20 protein-coding genes are annotated in these 18,201 nt (G+C 71.3%); 4 read left to right on the top strand and 16 right to left on the bottom strand.

Annotated features, from left to right (window positions below; translation table 11 throughout):
* The first annotated feature begins 9 nt into the window (after nucleotides 1-9).
* The gene (locus O5I81_RS02825) at nucleotides 10-333 is read left to right on the top strand and encodes a metalloregulator ArsR/SmtB family transcription factor (RefSeq protein WP_271067427.1); all 324 of its coding nucleotides are present in this window, start codon (nucleotides 10-12) and stop codon (nucleotides 331-333) included.
* On the top strand, nucleotides 333-1,115 hold the full coding sequence (locus O5I81_RS02820; RefSeq protein ID WP_271067426.1) for a sulfite exporter TauE/SafE family protein: 783 nt from the start codon (nucleotides 333-335) through the stop codon (nucleotides 1,113-1,115). Before O5I81_RS02825 ends, O5I81_RS02820 begins: the two co-directional genes overlap by 1 nt.
* Here the strand turns inward: O5I81_RS02820 and O5I81_RS02815 are convergent.
* The 7 genes from O5I81_RS02815 to O5I81_RS02785 all read right to left on the bottom strand — a co-directional run bounded on the left by O5I81_RS02815 (nucleotide 1,105) and on the right by O5I81_RS02785 (nucleotide 9,259).
* Nucleotides 1,105-1,449 carry a metalloregulator ArsR/SmtB family transcription factor gene (locus O5I81_RS02815; protein ID WP_271067425.1) on the bottom strand — a complete coding sequence of 115 codons (345 nt, stop codon included), beginning with the start codon at nucleotides 1,447-1,449 and terminating at the stop codon, nucleotides 1,105-1,107. The genes O5I81_RS02820 and O5I81_RS02815 overlap by 11 nt on opposite strands.
* Before the next feature lie 43 nt (nucleotides 1,450-1,492).
* Entirely contained in the window at nucleotides 1,493-4,714 is a 3,222-nt protein-coding gene (locus O5I81_RS02810) for an efflux RND transporter permease subunit (protein ID WP_271067424.1), read from the bottom strand.
* Nucleotides 4,711-5,748, bottom strand: a complete 1,038-nt coding sequence (locus O5I81_RS02805; protein WP_271067423.1) for an efflux RND transporter periplasmic adaptor subunit — start codon at nucleotides 5,746-5,748, stop codon at nucleotides 4,711-4,713. Before O5I81_RS02805 ends, O5I81_RS02810 begins: the two co-directional genes overlap by 4 nt.
* Before the next feature lie 49 nt (nucleotides 5,749-5,797).
* Nucleotides 5,798-6,226, bottom strand: coding sequence for a rhodanese-like domain-containing protein (locus O5I81_RS02800; RefSeq protein ID WP_271067422.1), 429 nt, complete (start codon nucleotides 6,224-6,226; stop codon nucleotides 5,798-5,800).
* Nucleotides 6,227-6,368: 142 nt separating this feature from the next.
* The gene (gene cydX, locus O5I81_RS02795; protein ID WP_271067421.1) at nucleotides 6,369-6,488 is read right to left on the bottom strand and encodes a cytochrome bd-I oxidase subunit CydX; all 120 of its coding nucleotides are present in this window, start codon (nucleotides 6,486-6,488) and stop codon (nucleotides 6,369-6,371) included.
* A gap of 23 nt (nucleotides 6,489-6,511) precedes the next feature.
* On the bottom strand, nucleotides 6,512-7,660 hold the full coding sequence (cydB, locus tag O5I81_RS02790; RefSeq protein WP_271067420.1) for a cytochrome d ubiquinol oxidase subunit II: 1,149 nt from the start codon (nucleotides 7,658-7,660) through the stop codon (nucleotides 6,512-6,514).
* Between the two features lie 18 nt (nucleotides 7,661-7,678).
* A complete protein-coding gene (locus O5I81_RS02785) occupies nucleotides 7,679-9,259 on the bottom strand; it encodes a cytochrome ubiquinol oxidase subunit I (RefSeq protein WP_271067419.1) in 1,581 nt (526 codons plus the stop codon).
* Nucleotides 9,260-9,363: 104 nt separating this feature from the next.
* Between O5I81_RS02785 and O5I81_RS02780 the strand changes: the two genes are divergently transcribed.
* Entirely contained in the window at nucleotides 9,364-10,971 is a 1,608-nt protein-coding gene (locus O5I81_RS02780) for an ATP-binding cassette domain-containing protein (protein WP_271067418.1), read from the top strand.
* The gene (locus O5I81_RS02775; RefSeq protein ID WP_271067417.1) at nucleotides 10,968-12,620 is read left to right on the top strand and encodes an ATP-binding cassette domain-containing protein; all 1,653 of its coding nucleotides are present in this window, start codon (nucleotides 10,968-10,970) and stop codon (nucleotides 12,618-12,620) included. The genes O5I81_RS02780 and O5I81_RS02775 overlap by 4 nt, the downstream gene beginning before the upstream one ends.
* A gap of 27 nt (nucleotides 12,621-12,647) precedes the next feature.
* Here O5I81_RS02775 and O5I81_RS02770 read toward each other — a convergent pair whose 3' ends face one another.
* From O5I81_RS02770 to gspG, 9 genes are read right to left on the bottom strand one after another with little or no spacing between them, the layout of a single operon-like run.
* The gene (locus O5I81_RS02770; protein ID WP_271067416.1) at nucleotides 12,648-13,118 is read right to left on the bottom strand and encodes a hypothetical protein; all 471 of its coding nucleotides are present in this window, start codon (nucleotides 13,116-13,118) and stop codon (nucleotides 12,648-12,650) included.
* The gene (gene gspN / locus O5I81_RS02765) at nucleotides 13,115-13,819 is read right to left on the bottom strand and encodes a type II secretion system protein N (protein WP_271067415.1); all 705 of its coding nucleotides are present in this window, start codon (nucleotides 13,817-13,819) and stop codon (nucleotides 13,115-13,117) included. Before gspN ends, O5I81_RS02770 begins: the two co-directional genes overlap by 4 nt.
* On the bottom strand, nucleotides 13,816-14,283 hold the full coding sequence (gene gspM / locus O5I81_RS02760) for a type II secretion system protein GspM (protein WP_271067414.1): 468 nt from the start codon (nucleotides 14,281-14,283) through the stop codon (nucleotides 13,816-13,818). The genes gspN and gspM overlap by 4 nt, the downstream gene beginning before the upstream one ends.
* Complete coding sequence (gene gspL, locus O5I81_RS02755) at nucleotides 14,280-15,368, bottom strand: type II secretion system protein GspL (RefSeq protein ID WP_271067413.1); 1,089 nt, start codon at nucleotides 15,366-15,368, stop codon at nucleotides 14,280-14,282. Before gspL ends, gspM begins: the two co-directional genes overlap by 4 nt.
* Complete coding sequence (gspK, locus tag O5I81_RS02750) at nucleotides 15,365-16,363, bottom strand: type II secretion system minor pseudopilin GspK (RefSeq protein WP_271067412.1); 999 nt, start codon at nucleotides 16,361-16,363, stop codon at nucleotides 15,365-15,367. The genes gspL and gspK overlap by 4 nt, the downstream gene beginning before the upstream one ends.
* Nucleotides 16,360-16,959: a type II secretion system minor pseudopilin GspJ gene (gene gspJ, locus O5I81_RS02745; RefSeq protein ID WP_271067411.1), complete on the bottom strand. Its 600-nt coding sequence runs from the start codon at nucleotides 16,957-16,959 to the stop codon at nucleotides 16,360-16,362. Before gspJ ends, gspK begins: the two co-directional genes overlap by 4 nt.
* On the bottom strand, nucleotides 16,956-17,318 hold the full coding sequence (gene gspI, locus O5I81_RS02740; protein WP_271067410.1) for a type II secretion system minor pseudopilin GspI: 363 nt from the start codon (nucleotides 17,316-17,318) through the stop codon (nucleotides 16,956-16,958). The genes gspJ and gspI overlap by 4 nt, the downstream gene beginning before the upstream one ends.
* A complete protein-coding gene (locus tag O5I81_RS02735; protein WP_271067409.1) occupies nucleotides 17,308-17,745 on the bottom strand; it encodes a GspH/FimT family pseudopilin in 438 nt (145 codons plus the stop codon). Before O5I81_RS02735 ends, gspI begins: the two co-directional genes overlap by 11 nt.
* Nucleotides 17,746-17,758: 13 nt before the next feature.
* Nucleotides 17,759-18,199 (bottom strand): type II secretion system major pseudopilin GspG, encoded by a 441-nt coding sequence (gspG, locus tag O5I81_RS02730; protein ID WP_271067408.1) that lies wholly within the window; start codon nucleotides 18,197-18,199, stop codon nucleotides 17,759-17,761.
* Nucleotides 18,200-18,201 lie beyond the last annotated feature (2 nt).

Genomic DNA, 18,201 nt, shown 5'->3' with positions numbered 1-18,201 from the left:
AAAGACCTCATGTCCGACGTAACCCGTTCGATCGACGCCCTGACCGACGACGCCCAGCAGGCGGCGGATCTCCTCCGCGTCCTGGCCAATCCCCACCGCCTTCAGGTGCTCTGCGCCCTGCGGGGCGGCGAGGCGTCGGTGGGCCAGATGGCGGACCACATAGGGCTGACGCAATCGGCGCTGTCGCAGCATCTGGCCAAGCTCCGGGCCGACCGCATTGTCGGCACCCGGCGTGAAGGCCAGACGATCCACTACCGGATCACCGATCCCGACGTGCTGACCATCGTCGAGGCCCTGGCGACCGTCATGCAACGCAGAGGAGCCAGCCGCTGATGGCCGACCTGACACCTCTCGCCATGGTGCTCGCCGTGCTCAGCGGGGCCATCGTCGGACTGCTGCTGGCGGTCTTCGGCGGCGGCGGCAGCGTGCTGGCCACGCCCCTGTTGATCTACCTCGTCGGGGTTCAGGATCCCCATGTCGCCATCGGCACCTCGGCGGCGGCGGTCGCGATCAACGCCCTGACAGGGCTGGCCGGCCATGCGCGCGGCGGCCGCGTCAAATGGCCCTGCGCCCTGGTCTTCTCGGCCGCGGGCCTGGCGGGCTCCTTCATCGGCTCCAGCCTCGCCAAGCAGGTCGACGGCCAGACCCTGCTGGTCTTCTTCGCCGGCGCCATGGCCGCCATCGCCCTGTCGATGCTGCGCAAGCCGAAGGCCGAGGGCGACCCCGACGTCCATCTGGATGCTCGCCGCACCCTGCGCCTCGCCCCGCTGGGACTGCTTACCGGGCTCGCGGCCGGGTTCTTCGGGATCGGCGGAGGCTTCCTGATCGTTCCGGGCCTGATGGCCGCCACCGGCATGACCCTGGCCAACGCCGCCGCTTCATCGCTCGTCTCGGTCTCCCTGTTCGGGGCCGCGACCTCAGCCAACTACGCCCTGTCCGGCCAGATCGACTGGGCCGTCGCCGGGTTGTTCGTGCTTGGCGGGCTGGGGGGCGGCCTGGCCGGACTGCGCATCGCCGGCCTGCTGGCGGGCCGGGCGCCACTGGCCCGACGGCTGTTCGCGGGCATGATCATCCTGGTCGCCGCCTATGTCGCCTGGCGCGGCCTCAGCGGCTGACCGGCTTGCCTCGATAGATCTCGCACAGGGTGTCGATCATCCGCGTCGCGGCCGGATCGACGATCCGATAGAAGATGGTCTGGGCCTCGCGGCGGGTGGCGACCACGCCTTCGGCCCGCAGCTTGGCCAGATGCTGGGACGCCGCCGACTGGGCCAGCCCGACGTAGTCGGCCAGGTCGCCGACCGAACACTCCCCCTCGATCAGGCGGCACAGCAGGATCAGCCGCTGTTCGTTGGCCAGCAGCTTCATCAGGCGGGTGGCGGCCGCCGCGCTGGCTTCCAGCTCGCCCAGTTCGGCGGCGTCGGGTCTGTCGATGGTCATGTCTTCCGCCATCTGGCCCTCCTCCGGCGATAACGCAAGCGGGTGGCGGTTCGACTCACGTCCCGCGAGCCAGCGGCCGGCCATCGTCGCGCAGCACCACATAGATGGCCGGGATTACCAGCACCGTCAGCAGGGTCGAGGAGGCCAGGCCGAACAGCAGGGAGATGGCCAGCCCCTGGAAGATGGGGTCGAACAGGATGACCGTCGCCCCGATCATCGCCGCCAGGGCGGTCAGCAGGATCGGCTTGAAGCGGATCGCCCCCGCCTCAAGCAGCACCTCGCGCAGGGACCGGCCCTCACCCTGGCTGTGCCGGATGAAGTCGACCAGCAGGATGGAGTTGCGGACGATGATCCCGGCCAGGGCGATGAAGCCGATCATCGAGGTGGCGGTGAACGGCGCCCCGAAGAGCATGTGCCCGATGACGATGCCGACCAGGGTGAGCGGGATCGGCGTCAGGATGACGAGGGGCAGGCGGAAGCTTTTGAACTGAGCGACCACGAGAACGTAGATGCCCAGCAGCGCAACCCCGAAGGCGGCCCCCATGTCGCGGAAGGTCACCCAGGTGATCTCCCATTCCCCGTCCCACAGCACGGTTGTGCGGGACTCATCGTCCGGCTGGCCGTTGAGGCGGATGTCGGGTCGCTCCAGAGCCCTCCAGTCGGCCTGCTTGATCGCCTTGTCGACGGCCAGCATGCCGTAGATCGGCGCTTCGTACTGACCGGCCAGTTCCGCCAGCACCATGTCGGTGTCGCGCCCGTCGCGGCGGTAGATCTGGGTCGAACCCGTCTCGCGCACCGCGTCGGTCAGCTCGCCCAGGGAGACCAGGCGCCGGCCTCCGGCATCGCCGCCCATGGCCACCGGCGTGCCGGCCAGGGTCTCGTCCCAGGTCCGGCCGGATTGGGGCAGTCGCACGCTGATCGGCGTCGGCGCGCGGCCCTCGCCCCGGTGCGCATAGCCGACGACCTGTCCGCCCAGCACGGCGCCGATGCTGTCCAGCACCTGCTGTTCGGAGGCGCCGAAACGCTCCAGCTGGCCGCGGTTGGGGATCAGGCGAAGGCGCGGCCGGGGCTGGCCCCAGCTGTCGTCGATGTCGACGACATAGGGAACCGAGGCGAACAGGGACTTGAGCTTCTCGGCGGTCGCGCGGCGGATTTCCGGCGTCGAGCCATAGACCTCGGCCAGCAGGGTGGCCATCACCGGCGGCCCGGGCGGCGCCTCGACGACCCGCACCGAGGCGCCCCTGGGCAGCTTTAGCGCCGAGGCCAGGGCCTCGCGCAGTTCCAGCGCCACGGCGTGGCTGCTGCGGTCGCGGTCGCTCTTGGCCGCCAGGGTGACCGACAGATCGCCCTGCTCGGGCTTGGAGCGCAGGTAGTAGTGGCGCACCAGGCCATTGAAGTTGAAGGGGGAGGCCGCCCCGGCGTAGCCGTCGATGGCCGTCACCTCGGGCAGCCGCCGCGCCACGGCCGCCGCGTCCTGCAGGACCCGGCCGGTGGTTTCCAGCGCCGTCCCCTCCGGCATGTCGACGACGACCTGAAGCTCCGACTTGTTGTCGAACGGCAGCAGCTTCACCGTCACGCCCTTGGTCGCGAACATCGACATCGAGACCAGGGTCGCGAGGCCGACCACGATGAGGAAGATCCAGGCCGAACGCCGCGTGGCGATGACCCGGCCGGCCACCCGGCGATAGAGGGCGCCCAGCCGGCCTTCACCGTGCGTGTGCTCGGGAGCGCCTCCATCCGCCAGCGCCTGGCGCGCGAAGCGCACCATCAGCCAGGGGGCGATGACCATGGCCACGAAGAAGCTGAAGATCATCGCCGCCGAGGCGTTCACCGGGATCGGCGCCATGTAGGGCCCCATCAGGCCCGAGACGAACAGCATCGGCAGCAGGGCCGCGACGACCGTCAGGGTGGCGACGATGGTGGGATTGCCGACCTCCGCGACCGCCTCGACAGCGGCCTGGATCCGGGAGCGGCCATCCTTCATGGCCCAGTGCCGGGCGATGTTCTCGATCACCACGATCGCGTCATCGACCAGGATGCCGATGGAGAAGATCAGGGCGAACAGGCTGACCCGGTTGACCGTGTAGCCCATCAGGTTGGAGGCGAAGAGGGTCAGCAGGATCGTCGTCGGGATGACCACGGCGGTGACCGCCGCCTCGCGCCAGCCGATGGCGAAGGCGATCAGGATGACGATGGACACCGTGGCCAGCGCCAGGTGGAAGAGCAGCTCATTGGCCTTCTCGTTGGCGGTTTCCCCGTAGTCGCGGGTGACGGAAACGGTCAGGCCCTTGGGGATCAATCGCCCCTCCAGCCCCGCGATCCGGGCGTGGATCGCCTCGGAGACCTTCACCGCGTTGGCGCCCGGACGCTTGGCGATGGCCAGGCTGACGGCCGGCGCCTGACGCCACCCGGCCTCGGCGCGCGACCAGCGCCAGACCTGCGACTGCTGCTGGGCCGGCCCCCGAATAACGTTGGCGACGTCGCGGACGGCGACCGGCTGGCCCGCCGCATTGACGACGGTGAGCAGACCGATGTCGGTGGTCGAGGTCAGGGTGCGGCCGGCGACGACGCTGGTAGCGCCGCCGGCCTCATGGATGGCGCCGGCGGGAAAGGCGCGATTGGCCTGGCGGACAGCTTCCATCAAGGCGCCCAGCGAGACCCCGTTGACGGACATGCGGGCGGGGTCCGGCTCGATGCGGATTTCCTCGGGCTGGCCGCCGACGATGAAGGTCTGGCCGACATTGTCGACCTTGGCGACCTCGCCCTGCAGACGCTCGGCCACGCTGCGCAGGGTGGCTTCGTCCCAGCGCCCGGCCTGGCCCGGCTCCGGCGACAGGGTCAGGACCAGGGACGGCACATCATTGATGCCGCGCGCCTGGACAATGGGCTCCGGGATGCCGACCGGGATCCGGTCGGCATTGGCCCGGATCTTCTCATGCACCCGTACGACCGCGTCGTCCGGGTCGGAGCCGACCTTGAAGCGGGCGACGACCATCACCTGGTCGTCCTCGACGAAGGTGTAGACGTGATCGACGTCCGGGATGGCCTTGGCGATGATCTCCAGCGGCTTGGCCACCAGTTCCGCCGCGTCCGGCGCGGCCAGGCCCGGCGCCTGGACCATGATGTCGACCATCGGCACGCTGATCTGCGGCTCTTCCTCGCGCGGAATGGTGGCGAGGGCCAGCAGGCCCATGGCGATCGCCGCCAGCAGGAACAGCGGCGTCAGGGGCGAACGGATGGTGGCGGCGGTCAGCCGTCCGGAAAGACCGAGGTTCACCGCGAGGCCTCCGGCAGGGCGATGCGATCCCCGGCGGTCAGGCCGGACAGCACCTCGATCTCCTCGGCCAGCGGTCCCGGCGCCGTCTGCACCGGGCTGTCCTCGACCTGGCCGCCGGAGCGGACCAGGCGGACGTAGTCGATGCCGAAGCGGGTGACGACGTAGCGGCGCGGCAGGATCAGCGCCTGGCGCTCCCCCACCTGAACCCGGGCGGTCACCCGGCGGCCGATCAGCGCGTCGGACAGGCCGGCGACCGTGACGTCGGCGGTCACCAGGCCCGCGTCGACCGAGGGGTAGGCCTGGGTGACCTGGCCGGTGAGGGAAGCTCCGCCCGGACCCTCAGGCCAGACCTCGACGGGGGCGCCGACCCGCAGGGCGCGGGCCTGGCCCTCGGGCAGGCTGATCCTGACGACGATCGGGCCGGCGGTGATCTGAGCGACCGACTGGCCCGCCGCCACGACGGAGCCGAGCGGCACGTCGGCCTTCAGCACCCGGCCGGCCGAAGGCGCGATGATGGCCCCCTGGGCCCCGACCTCGGCGCTGGCGGCGCGGCGGGCGCGGGCGGCGTTGAGATTGCCGTTGGCGGCCTTGGCGGCGGCCTCGGCCTGGTCGAGGCGGGCCTTGGCGTAGACGCCCTTGTCATACAGCGAGCGGGTGCGACCCAGATCCGCGTTGGCCCGGGCGGCCTCGCCCGCCGCCGCGCTGACCATGGACTCGTAGGCCGAGGTTTCCAGACCCAGACGGGCGTCGGTGATGAAGGCCACGACCTGGCCGGCCCGCACCCTGTCGCCTTCCCGAACCGTCAGGCGGGTCACCGTTCCGCCGATGCGGGCTCGCGCGTCCGCCATGTCGCGGGTGGTGATCTCGCCCGCCACGGGCTTCATCTCCGGCGCGACCCGGAAGGCGGCGGTGATCACCCCTCGCGCCGGGGCCTGGACCTCGGCGGCGGGCTTGTCGGTCTTGCCGCAGGCGGCCAAAGGCAGCCCGATGGTCAGGACCGCCAGGGACAGGGCGAGGGACCGGGGAAAAGTCATGGGTCGCGGCATGGGGAGCGTTTCCGTGAGTTCAGCGCCGGGTCGTTGATCAGCCAGGATCGCGCTGACTGCCCGTGGCCGCATTGATGTCGATCACGGGCAGTCCGGCGGCCTGCCAGGCCCCGATGCCGCCGCCCAGGTGGCGGGTGACGGCGATGCCGGCCGCCTGGCAGCGGGCGGCGGCCATGGCCGACCGCTTGCCGGAGCCGCACTGCAGCACGACGCGCGCCGGATCGACGGCCTTCAGGGCCACGGCAGGATCGAAGGTGGAGAGGGGATAGTTGACCGCGCCATGGATGCGGGCGGCGATGAACTCAGCGGGCTCGCGCACATCAACAAGCAGGATTTCGCCGGCGCGCAGGGCGTCGTGAACAGCGTGGGGGGTCATATCGGTCACGGGGCTGGTCATGGTCAGGGCCTCCTTCAGGCGGGCCGCGAAGCCGGCGACGGCCTCGGGGACAGGGGTATTAGATTTCATATTTGCTTATATGCGTAATAATGCATATTAAGTCAATGGCTCCCGGTCCGGCCCTGCTGCGAAGTCGATGCGAAGAGACCAACGAAAAAGCGCGGGCCGATGAGCCCGCGCTTTCCTCCACGCCACGATGGGCCGCGGACAGCTACATCTCGTCCTCGCCGCTGTCGCCGGCGTCCGCCAGCTGCAGCTCGTGCCAGATGCCGTTGAGGATGCCGAAGCCCACCGCCAGAAGGACGCCGAGGATCCAGGTGAAGTACCACATGCTCGTATCTCCTTGGTCGGGGGTCAGTAGTAGTCGGCGCCGGTGGTGACGGCCCGGGTGGTCACCCGGCCCCACATCACCTTGAAGGCCCAGGCGGTGTAGCCCAGCACGATCGGCAGGAAGATGATGGTGACCAGCAGCATGATGAACAGGGTCATGTGGCTGGATGAGGCGTTGAAGGCCGTCAGGCTGGACCGGGGGTCGATGGACGAGGGCAGGATGTAGGGGAACATCGACAGGCCGACGGTCGAAATGATGCCGAGGGCCGAGATCGACGAGCCGGCAAAGGCCGGAAGCTCCTTGCCCCTGGCGACGCCCAGGGTCGCCAGCAGGGCCCCGAGGAACCCGAGCACGGGAGCCAGGATCATCCAGGGATAGGCCGCGTAGTTGGCCAGCCAGGCGCCGGGAGCGGCGACCGTCACGCCGCGGGCGGGGTTGGAGGCGGCCGCCATGTCGAGGGCGCTTTCCAGGCGGAAGCCGAGGTTGCCGAAGGCGACGAAGGCCCCGCCGATCGCGAACAGCACGATCGACGCGATGCCAGCGACGACGCCGAAGCGGCGCGCCCGGTCCCGCACCGGGCCATGCTCGGTCTTCATGGTCAGCCAGGCCGCCCCGTGCAGCACCAGCATGGCGACCGACAGCAGGCCGGCGATCAGGGTGAAGGGGGTGAACAGGCCGAGGAAGGTTCCCTCGTAGAAGGCGCGCAGGTCGCCATCCAGCCGGAAGGGAATGCCCTGGATGACGTTGCCGACCGCGACGCCGAACACCAGGGCCGGGGCGAAGCCGCCGACGAACAGGGCCCAGTCCCAGGTCGAGCGCCAGATCCTGCCCGGACGCTTGGAGCGGTACTTGAAGCCGACGGGCCGGAGGATCAGCGAGGCCAGCACGGCGAACATCGCCAGGTAGAAGCCCGAGAAGCTGACGGCGTAGACAAAGGGCCAGGCCGCGAAGATCGCGCCGCCGCCGAGGATGAACCACACCTGGTTGCCTTCCCAGGTCGGGCCGACGGTGTTGATCACCATCCGCCGCTCGCCGTCGTTGCGGGCGACAAAGGGCAGCAGCGCGGCGACCCCCATGTCGAAGCCGTCGGTGAGGGCGAAGCCGATCAACAGCACGCCCATGAGGCCCCACCAGATGATGCGGAGCGTCGGGTAGTCGAGGGGCAGGTCCATGACTTGCGTCCTTCCAGGTTATTCGGCGGCGGCGAGCCGGGGCGCGCCGTCTTCGACAGGGGCGGAGTCGTCGGGGTGACCTTCGTGGCCGGCGTAGGGCCCGCGCTTGATAGTGCGCAGGATCAGGCCGACCTCGACCACGGCGAGGGTTCCATAGAGCAGGGTGAAGCCGATGATCGTCGTCCAGATCTGGCCGGCGGTCAGGCTGGAGACGCCCAGGAAGGTGGGCAGCACCCCTTCCACGGCCCAGGGCTGGCGGCCCAGCTCGGCCAGCACCCAGCCCAGCTCCGCGGCGATCCAGGGCAGCGGGATGAGCAGCACGGCGAGGCGCAGGAACCAGCGGGCCTGGAAGTTGCGCCGGGTCATCAGCACGAAGGCCAGGCCGAAGAAGCCGATGAACAGGAAACCGATGCCGGCCATCGACCGGAACGACCAGAACAGCACCGGCACGTTGGGAACGGTGTCCCAGGCGGCCTTCTGGATGGTCGCCCGGTCGGCGGTGCGCGGGTCCGGCCCATACTTCTTGAGCAGCAGTCCGTAGCCCAGGTCGTTCTTGTACTGCTCGAAGCTGGCCCGCGCGGTCAGGTCGGCGGGATCGGCCCGCAGCGTCTGGACCGCGTCATAGGCCTTCATGCCGTTTTCGATGCGATCCTCGGCCTGGGCGACCAGGGGCAGGATGCCCTCGACCGGCCGGTCGACGCTGCGGGTGGAGATCAGCCCCAGGACATAGGGAATCTTGATCTCGGCGTGGGTCTTGCGGTCCTGCAGGTTGGGCAGGCCGAACAGGGTCAGGCCGGCCGGCGCGGGCTCGGTCTCCCACATCGCCTCAAGCGCCGCGAGCTTCATTTTCTGGTTGTCCGTCAGGGCGTAGCCGCTCTCGTCGCCCAGCACGACGACCGACAGGGCCGAGGCCAGGCCGAACGACGCCGCCACGACCATCGAGCGCTTGGCGACGCCCGGCCAGCGGTTCTTCAGCATCAGGAAGGCCGAGACGCCGAACACGAAGACCGCCGCGGTCAGGTAGCCGGCGCTGACGGTGTGGACGAACTTGGCCTGGGCCACGGGGTTGAACAGCACCGCCTGGAAGTTCTCGACCTCCATCCGCATGGTCTCGGGATTGAACACCGCCCCGGCCGGATTCTGCATCCAGCCGTTGGCGATGAGAATCCACAGGGCCGACAGGTTCGAGCCCAGCGCAACCATGAAGGTGACGCCGAGGTGGGCGACCTTGCTCAGGCGCTCCCATCCAAAGAACATCAGGCCGATGAAGGTGGCCTCGAGGAAAAAGGCCATCAGGCCCTCGATGGCCAGCGGCGCCCCGAAGATGTCGCCGACATAGTGCGAGTAGTAGGACCAGTTGGTCCCGAACTCGAACTCCATGGTCAGGCCGGTGGCCACGCCGAGCACGAAGTTGATGCCGAACAGGGTGGCCCAGAAGCGGGTGATGGTCCGCCAGATCGGGCGGTTGGTCATCACATAGGTCGCCTCCATGATGACGAGCATGAAGGACAGCCCCAGGGTCAGGGGCACGAACAGGAAGTGATACATCGCCGTCAAGGCGAACTGGAGCCTCGATAGCTCCACGATGCTGGCGTCCACGGTGAGAACTCCTTTGAGCAGTCGCCGGCTTCTCCTCCCGCGGCCGTTTGACGGCCTTGATGCATATCAAGATGCGCTAATGGAGATCGGCTATGCCTAGCGGAATGGCGCGAACGATCGAAAAGCGGCTGCTGGGCAGGGCCCGGCGCATCCTGCTCCCTCCGCTTCTGGCGGATGTGGCGGCCGTCGTCGGCTTCGCGGTCGCCCTGACCCAGGCGGTCGTCTATGCCCCGCTCGGCTGGGGCGCCGTGGCGCCCTGGGCCGTCCTAGCCGCCCTCTGCCTGGCGGCTCGGGGGCTTTTCGGCGCCTGGACCCAGATGCAGGCCGCCAGGCTGGCGCGGGTCGAGAAGCGAGGCCTGCGCGAGCGGCTTCTGACAACCTTTCTGGACTCGCCGCGGGCCGGCGGCGCGATCGGGCAACGCCTGGCCATGCTGGTCGATGAGGTCGATACGCTGGACGGCTATCTGGTGCGTTACCTGCCGGCCCGCCTGGGCGTGACGGTCGCGCCGATGATCCTGCTCGTCGTGGCGGCCATCGCCAGCCCGGTCTCGGCCCTCATCATGCTGGGCACCCTGATCCCGTTCGGCCTGTTCATGGCGATCGCCGGCGGCGCGGCCGCCCAGCGCTCGCGCGGGCAACTGGAAGCCGTCTCGCGGCTGTCGGGCCTTTTCGCCGACCGCCTGCGCCATCTGCCGACCCTGCTGGCCTTCGAGGCGGAAGGCCCCGAGGCCCGGCGGGTCGCCCGGGCGGCCGCGGACGTCTCGGAGCGGACGCTGGGCGTTCTGCGCATCGCCTTTCTTTCGGCGGCCGGGCTGGAGTTCTTCGCCGCCCTCTCGGTGGCGCTTGTCGCCGTCTATGCGGGGTTCAGCCTGCTGGGGCTCCTGCCCTTCAAGGTTCCGGAGACCCTGGACCTGACCCGCGCCTTCTTCGTCCTCGCCCTCGCGCCCGAGATCTACGCCCCGGTCCGCCGGCTGGGCGGGGCCTATCACGAGCGGCAGATGGCCGAGGCGGCATTGGAGAGGCTGGAATCGGTCGCCCTGGCCGCCGCCTCCGGTCCGCGCCACCGGCTTTCCGGCGCGCCGGAGATCCGCTTCAGCCGGGTGGTCTGCCTGCCAAGGCTTTGCGAAGACGTCCGGATCGGGCCGGTCGACGGCCTGGCGGCGCCCGGAAGCCTGACGGTCCTGAGCGGCCCGTCCGGCAGCGGCAAGTCGACCCTGCTCAGCCTGCTCATGGGCGAGGCGACCCTCGAGGGCGGCGTCGTCACCATCGACGGCCTGCCGCTGGGCGAAGGGGGGCTGGATCCCGCCTGCGTCGCCTGGGCCGGGCAGACGCCGCTGGTCGTCTCCGGCAGCGTGGCCGACAATCTGGCGCTTGGTCATTCGGCGCCCGACCGTGAGGTGATGACCTCCGCCGCCAGGGACAGCGGCCTCGGCGCCCTGCTGCGCAGCAGGTCCGCCGGCCTGGACAGTCCTCTGGACGAGCGTGGCGGCGGCCTTTCGGGCGGGGAGCGCCGGCGGCTGTCGCTGGCCCGCGCCATCTCGCGCGGGGCGCGGCTCTGGCTTCTCGACGAGCCGACCGCCGATCTGGATCCGGAGGCCGAGAGCCAGATCATCCGCCAGCTGCGCGACGCCGCGCGCTCCGGCGTCACGGTGATCGTCGCCAGCCACTCCCCCCGCCTGATCGCCGAGGCCGACCAGGTGATCGGCCTGTGACCGTTCCGAAGGGAGGGGTCGACCGGCTCCTGCGACAGGAGCGCCGGCGTCAGGGACAGGCCCTGCTGATCGCCGCCGCCTGCGCCGGCGCCGCGGCGGCGGCCGGTGTCGGGCTGCTGGGCCTGTCGGGCTGGTTCCTGGCCGGCGCGGCCCTGGCCGGAGCGGCCGGCCCGGCGGCGACCCAGGCCTTCAACTACCTGCTGCCCAGCGCGGCAATCCGGCTGATGGCCATCCTTCGAACCGCCGGCCGGTATGGCGAACGCCTGGCCGGACACACCGCCGGCCTGCGCGCCGGCGCCGCCCTGAGGGCAGGTCTGTTCGCCCGGCTGACCGGCGCGCCGCCGAGCCACAGCCTGTCCCTGGTCAGCGGCGACGCCATAAGCCGCCTGACCGAGGACGTCAGCCAGGTCGAGGGCGGCATGATCGAGGACGCCGGCCTCTGGGGCGCGGCGGCCGGGGCGGTCGCCTGCCTGGGGCTGATCGCCATCGCCAGCCCGGTGGCGGCCCTGGCGGCGGCCCTGGTGCTGGCGGCGCAGGTGTGGTCAGGCCGTCGTCTTGCCGCCAGGGCGAGGGGTCTGGCCCGCGCCCGTCTGGCCGCCTCCTCGGCGCTGCGCGGCGGCATGACCCGCTGGCTGACGATGGATCAGGAGGTCAGGGCGCTGGGCGTCGCCGAGATCGCGCGAACCGACCTGCGCCGGCTCGAGGACCTGCGGGCCGAGCAGGAGTATGCCGGCTGGCGCCAACAGGCCGCCCTGACAGGGCTGCTCGCCGTGTCCACGGCGGTGTGCGTCGGCCTGGTCGCGGTTCTGAGCGCCGACGCGGGTCCGGCCCTGATGGCGCTGGCCGTGCTGGCGGCGGCGGCGGGCGCGGAAGCCGGCGGTGGCATGCTGCGGGCGCTCGATCGCGCGGCGTCGGCCCGGGAGGCCGCCCTGCGCCTCGACCAGGCCTTTCCCGACCCGGTGGTCGGCCCGGCGCCCCCGCCCCTGCGCGGCCAGTCCCTGAGCCTCCGCATCGCCGGCGCGGAGGCAGCCCTGCAACGGACGGACCGGCTGTTGCTCACCGGACCGTCCGGGTCGGGGAAGACAACCGTGCTGCACCGCCTTGTCGGGCTCGCGCCTTGCCGGGAGGGGGAGATCTGGATCGACGGAGTTGACCTGCACGCCCTGCCGGCCGGATGCGCGCGCGCCCTTTTCAGCCTGGCCGCCCAGGACGCGCCGCTGCTGTCCGGAACGGTCCGGGACAATCTGACCCTGGGCAGGCGGCTGCCGGACGATGCGCTGTGGAGCGCGCTGCACACGGCCTGTCTCGACACCCGGGTTCAGTCCCTTCCGCTCGGCCTGGACTGCTGGCTGGGCGACGGCGGGGTGGCGCTCTCGGGGGGTGAACGGCGTCGGTTGTCTGTGGCGAGAGCCCTTCTGCGCCCCTCGCCCTGGCTGCTTCTCGACGAGCCGACCGAAGGTCTCGATGCGGATGTGGAGGCCGAGATCGTCCGCCGCCTGGACGAACGCCTCAGGCTGGAAGAGCGGGGCCTCATCCTGGTCTCCCACCGCCCGGCGCCGAGGGCGCTGACACGGGCCCAGTTGCAGACGGCCATGCCGATCGAGCGGACCTTTGCGGAGCACCCCCTCCTGACTGAGGTTCAGATCTAGAACCCCTAAGCGGACAGCCTGACCGGCCTAGCCAGGCTGGCAGGCGATCATCCCCGCTGCGGGGACCACGGTTTCCCAGCCGGTGGCATCCTTCAACTCCACCGATCCGTCCCGGGCGACCACGCCGCCGACCAGGCCGCGCGGCGCCTCGGCGCGGAAACGGACGGTGACGGTCAGGCCGTCGCCGCTGAAGGTCTGTTCCTGGTACAGGCCCATGACCTGTTCGCCGTCCCAGGCGGTGAGCGGGAGGTCGAGGGTCTTGCCCTTCATCACCACCCGGGCCGAGGCCGGGTTCTGGGTGGCCATCAGGATGCGCCGGGCCGGGCTGGTATTGGCCCACAGGAACAGGGCGCACTGGCCGGGAGCCAGCTGCTGCTGAGCCAGTTCGCCGAACGGCACGCCGCCGTCGTTGGGGGCGGGCGCCTTCTGGGTCTTGGGCGCGGCGAGAGCGGTGGTGGCGGTCAGGGCCACGGCGGCGAGCGTTATCAGGCGGATCATGGGCGTCCCTCGGTGGCGCGGCGCCAGCGGTCGCCGTCCTGGGTGAAGCCGGCGGCGGCCAGAGCCTGCCCCATCGCGGGGTCTGTGGGAATGAGGATAAGCTCCGAACGCCAGGCGCCGTCGCCGTCCAGGCTGATCCGGGCCTCGATGCGCAGACCCTGGGCCTCGCCGGCCATCGGCAGGACCCAGCGCCCGGCGCTGCACACCGGCGCGCCGGCCAGGGTGACCGGCTGGGCAAGCAGCCCGGTTCCGCCCAGCTGCGCCGTGGCCTTGCCGGCCGCCTGGCGGCACTGGCCGCGCTGGAACACCGCCGCCGCCTTGTCCAGCTTCAGGGCGCCGCTCACCGGCCCGGCGAACCCCAGGCGGTCCAGCGCCAGCAGGCCGGAAACCTCATCGGCGCCGGTGCGCGAGCCCGCCGCCAGCAGCAGCCCCTGGCCGGCGAAGGCGCCGCCTCGCGCTTCGGCCCGCAGCCGGACCGCGCCGGTCAGCAGAGGCAGGATCTGGGTGCGGGTCTTCACGGTTCCGAGCGGCAGGCCCGCCAGTCGCGCCCCGGTCAGGCGGCCCGCCCACAGCGTCCCCTCGACCCTATCGGCCGTGAGCCGGCCTTTGGCGGCGCCGAGCGCCAGCGACAACGGCGCGAAGGCGATCATGGCCAGCAGGAACGCCGCGACGAACAGAATCAGCAGCCGCGGGGTCCTCATGACGCGGCCCGCCCCAGGGTGACCTGGACCTCCAGCAGGCCCCCGTCGATGCGGGAGGCCGTCATGTCGCTGACCGCGACGCCCTGGGCGCGGGCCAGGCCGGTCAGCCAGGTCATAAGCAGCCCCGGATCGGCGCCGTTCAGCCAGACGGTCAGGCGGCCATCGGCCTCCTCGCGCCGGCGGTCGATGGTCAGTCCGGCGGCGGCGGCCGAGGCGTCGACCACCGCCGACAACGGTTGGCCCGATGTCACGGGAAGGCCACCGCTTCGGGCGGCGGCGTCAAGCTGGGCGAAACGGTCGCCGGCCTTGCGCAGGCGAACCTCCGAGCCCTTCACCGCGCCGTTCAGGGGCGCCAGCACGGCGAACCAGCCGAAGACGATCAGCAGCGCCAGGCCCATTGCCGCCAGCATGATCTGCTCGCGGCGGGACCGGGCCTGCCAGGCGAGGCGCAGGCGGTCGATCATCGGGGGCTCCTGACGATGAGGTCGGTGCTGATGCGGCCGCCTTCGGTGACGGTGGAATCCTCGACCAGGTCGAGGCCGGCCTGGGCGGCGGCGGCCTTCAGGGTGTCGAGGTCGGAGTAGTTGGCGTAGGCGACGCTGATCCGCAGGGCGCCGTCCTCGCCGTAGACCAGGGTTTCCATGCGCACCGGGCCGCTGGCCTGGACCACCTGGAAGGTCGCCGCCGTCAGGTCGAGGAAGCGGTCGGCGGCGTGGCGGGCCTCCAGCCGGGCCAGGGCCTGGCCGGCGGGGTCGCTCGTCCCGCGCAGGGAGGGGACCATGGCCACGGCCCGGCGATCGGCGCGGTCTTCCAGCCCCAGCGCCGCGCCGGTGTTGCGGGCGATCTGGGCGCCGGCGATCAGCAGCGGCGAGATCAGCAACAGCGCCGCGAGGACGATGGCGCGCTTCCAGCCGCCGCTCTCGGTCCGTTCGCCGCCCGGCGCGAAGGCGCCCTGCAGCAGGTTGATGGCCGGGGCTTCGGCGCCGCGGGCCAGCAGGGCGGCGGATTCCAGCGGGTTGGCCGGCGTCGGCGTCCGCTCGCCCAGCACGGCCGCCAGCAGCTCCGGCTCGCCGGAAAGGGCCAGGTCATGACCGCGCACCGACAACAGCTGGCCGAAGCGGACGCCGACCAGCCTGTCGTCCGCCGGGGGCAGGATCAGATGGTCGGGGGTGACCACGTCCGGCGTCACCCCCAGCGCGGCGGCCCGGTCCAGCCAGCCCTGCAGGCGCGGGGCGTCGACCACGGCGGTCAGCCGGGGTCCGTCCCCACGGGGCCCGACGGCGATGTGCTGACGTTCCGGCGCGGCGGCCAGGGCCTCTTCCAGCATGAACCCGGCGGCCGAGCGCGCCTGGGCGTCGCTGGCGGCGGGCAGGTCCAGCCAGCGGGCGGCGACATCGGCGCCGGGAACGACCAGGATGGTGCGGGCCGGCGCCCAGGCCTCGGCCTCGCCCTGGCGGAGGACCTCATAACGCAGCACCTCGCCATCCTGGGACTCCAGGACTTCCGGCGGACGGTCGGGATCGGCGAACAGGATGATCAGGCGGTTCATTCGTCGTGGGTCCAGCGGCGGGCGACCAGGCGGACGCCGCCGGGCGAAGGGGCTTCGAACAGGGAACTGAGGGTGACATCGCCGCCGGCGAAGGTGACCTCGGCGTCGAGGGCGAAGAAGCGGGAGCGCAGATCGACCTGGCTGCGCACGCCGGCGTCGGCTGGCAGCTGGGCGAAGGCGGGGTTGGACCAGAAGGCGGCGAGATCGGCGAACCCGCCGGCCGGGCGCTGGGCCAGCACCGAGCGCGCGGCGGTGACGGAAACGCCGCCCTCGGTCAGGGCGGTCAGGACCACGGCGCGCTCCACACCCAGCGTATTGATGTTGACTGGCGACAGGTCGGTCGTCGGCAAGGCGCAGACATAGGGCCGGATGGCGGCATAGACGGCCGGGGTGAAGCCATGCACGGCCCGCAGCTCGCTGACCTCGGCCAGCGGCGCCGAGGCGGTGCGATAGGGATTGGCCCCCTTCAGATAGCCGTCGTCCTCCGTGCCCGGGGCGCCGACGCTGTTGCTGTCCATCCACTCGGCCAGGCCGTCGGCCAGCCCCTCGGGTTGGGGCTGGTTCAGGGCCGTCAGCAGGGCGGTGAACTGGCGCACGCCCTGCTCGCGGCGCACGAAGGGCTCGCCGCCGCCGGCCAGCACCAGGCTATTGAGATTGAAGCAGCCGGTGGCGTCGCTGACCCGGGCCAGGATCTGGCCGTTCTCGATCGGGAAGACGATGGGCCGGCCGTTCCAGCCGCCCTCCAGCGAGGTGCGGACAGCGTCCCGCTCCAGCAGCCGGCTGATCCGGGCCCGGGCCAGTTCCTCGGCCCCCAGGGCGAAATACTGCCCCTGCGTCGCCGTTGCGGCATTGAAGGTGCGCCGCAGGCCGAAGCGGATATCGTCCAGCACGCCGACGGCGATGGCCGACATCACCGCCACCATCAACAGGACGGTGAGCAGGGCGACGCCCCGCTCATGCGGCTTGCCCACAGTCTTGACCGGAGGACAGATCATCGGCTGTCCCCCGTGGTCAGGAACAGCTGGGTGATCGGGCCCAGGCCCTCGACCGTCAGGTCGAGGCGCACCGCGCGCGGCAGCTCGACCCCCGACTGGCCCTTCCACGACGCCTGCCAGACGCCGCGATGCAGGAAGGCCACCTGGCTGGTCTCGACCCCGTCGATCAGCACCTGGGCGGGACCCAGCGGCGTCCCGTCGAGGGCGGCGCGGACCCGACGCTCCAGGCGGCCATCGGACAGGCGGTACTCGACATACTGCAGGGAGGGCCGCGGCGCCTGGTCGGGGTTTTCCCAGCCCCGGCGCACGACAACGAACAGTCGCTCGCCGGCCCCGCCCCAGGGATCGCCGCCGATGAAGGCGACGCCGGCCGGAGTCCCGCCTGTGTCGCGCGTGCGGCGCGGGGCGGCCTGGGCGAGGTCGGCCCGCAGGGTGGCGCGCAGGCGCTGGAAGTCGGCGAAGCGCTCGACCCGGCTCTTGACCACGGCCTGGCTGGTCAGGGTGGAGCCCATCACCGCCGCCCCGGCGGCGGCCAGCAGGCCGAAGACCAGCAACGCCACCAGCATCTCGATCAGGGTGAAGCCACCGCGCCTCATCGCACGCTCCGGAACACGGTCAGCACGCTGGCCGGGCGCGGGGTCGCGGGGTCGAGCACCACGATGTCGATGCGCAGGATATCCGGGTCGCCGGTGGCGGCGACCTTGCGGCTCCATCGCCAGGTCCGCATTCCCGCCTGCTCGACGCCGTTGGCGACGCCGAGGGGCGGCGGCCGATCGCTGGTCAGCGCCTCGACGGCGCGGTTCTCGGCGACCACGGCGGCCAGGGCCTTGGTCTCGATCCGGCCGGCGGCGCGGGTGTTCTCGCCCGACAGGTTGATCAGCGCCATGGCGGCCAGGCTGAACACCGTCAGCGCCACCAAGAGCTCGATGAGGGTGAATCCGGCCCTATCGCGCATCGACCCTCACATTGCCGGCCGCATCGACCAGCACCTCGACGGCCTTGCCGTTGCGGCGGAGGGTGAAGCCGGCCGGATTGGCGACGCCGGTCGGATCGAAGGTCACCCGGCGGACGTCCTTGTCGGCCATGACGGCGGTGCCGGGCAGCCAGGTTTCGGGCTCGAAGGGACCCTCGTCGAGCGGCCGCCAGCCGCCCGCCTTACGGACCCGGAACGCGTAGCCGTCGTCGCTCAACGCCACCTCCACCGGCCGGTTCACCAGCACGGCCTCCTCCTGCGCCCGCTTCAGCCGGGCGGCGAAGCGGTCGCCCTCGGCGGCGAGCGTCATCGCGCCATCGGGAATGGCCACGACCACCACCGTCGCCATCAGCCCCAGCACCGCCAGCACCACCATCAGCTCGACGAGGGTGAAGCCGGGCCGGGCCAAACGCCTCTTGGGGCTATTTCCAGTTGCCAATGTCCGCGTCATCGCCTTCGCCGCCCTCCTGACCATCGGCGCCGTAGCTGTAGATGTCGAACGGACCATGCTGGCCCGGGTAGCGGTACTGATAGGGATGACCCCAGGGATCGTCCGGCAGCCGCTTGATGTAGCCGCCCTCGCGATAGCGGCTGGCCGCGACGCCGCTCGGGGGCGTGGTCAGGGCCTGCAGGCCCGCCTCGCCGCGCGGGAAGGCGAAGGTGTCGAGGCGATAGCTCTCCACCGCCTGCTCCAGGGTGGCGATGTCGGCGCGGGCCTTCTCCTTCATGGCCCGGCCCTGGGCCGGCAGGACGTTGATGATCACCACCGTGGCCAGCAGGCCGAGGATGACGACCACCACCATCATCTCCACCAGGGTGAAGCCGGCGCGGCGGGGGCGTTTGTCTTCGGGCTCGTGCGACATGG

The sequence above is a fragment of the Caulobacter sp. NIBR1757 genome, assembly GCF_027912495.1.
Lineage (GTDB): Bacteria > Pseudomonadota > Alphaproteobacteria > Caulobacterales > Caulobacteraceae > Caulobacter.
Note: the sequence above shows the minus strand (reverse complement) of the source record. Positions and strands in the feature narration are given on the sequence as shown.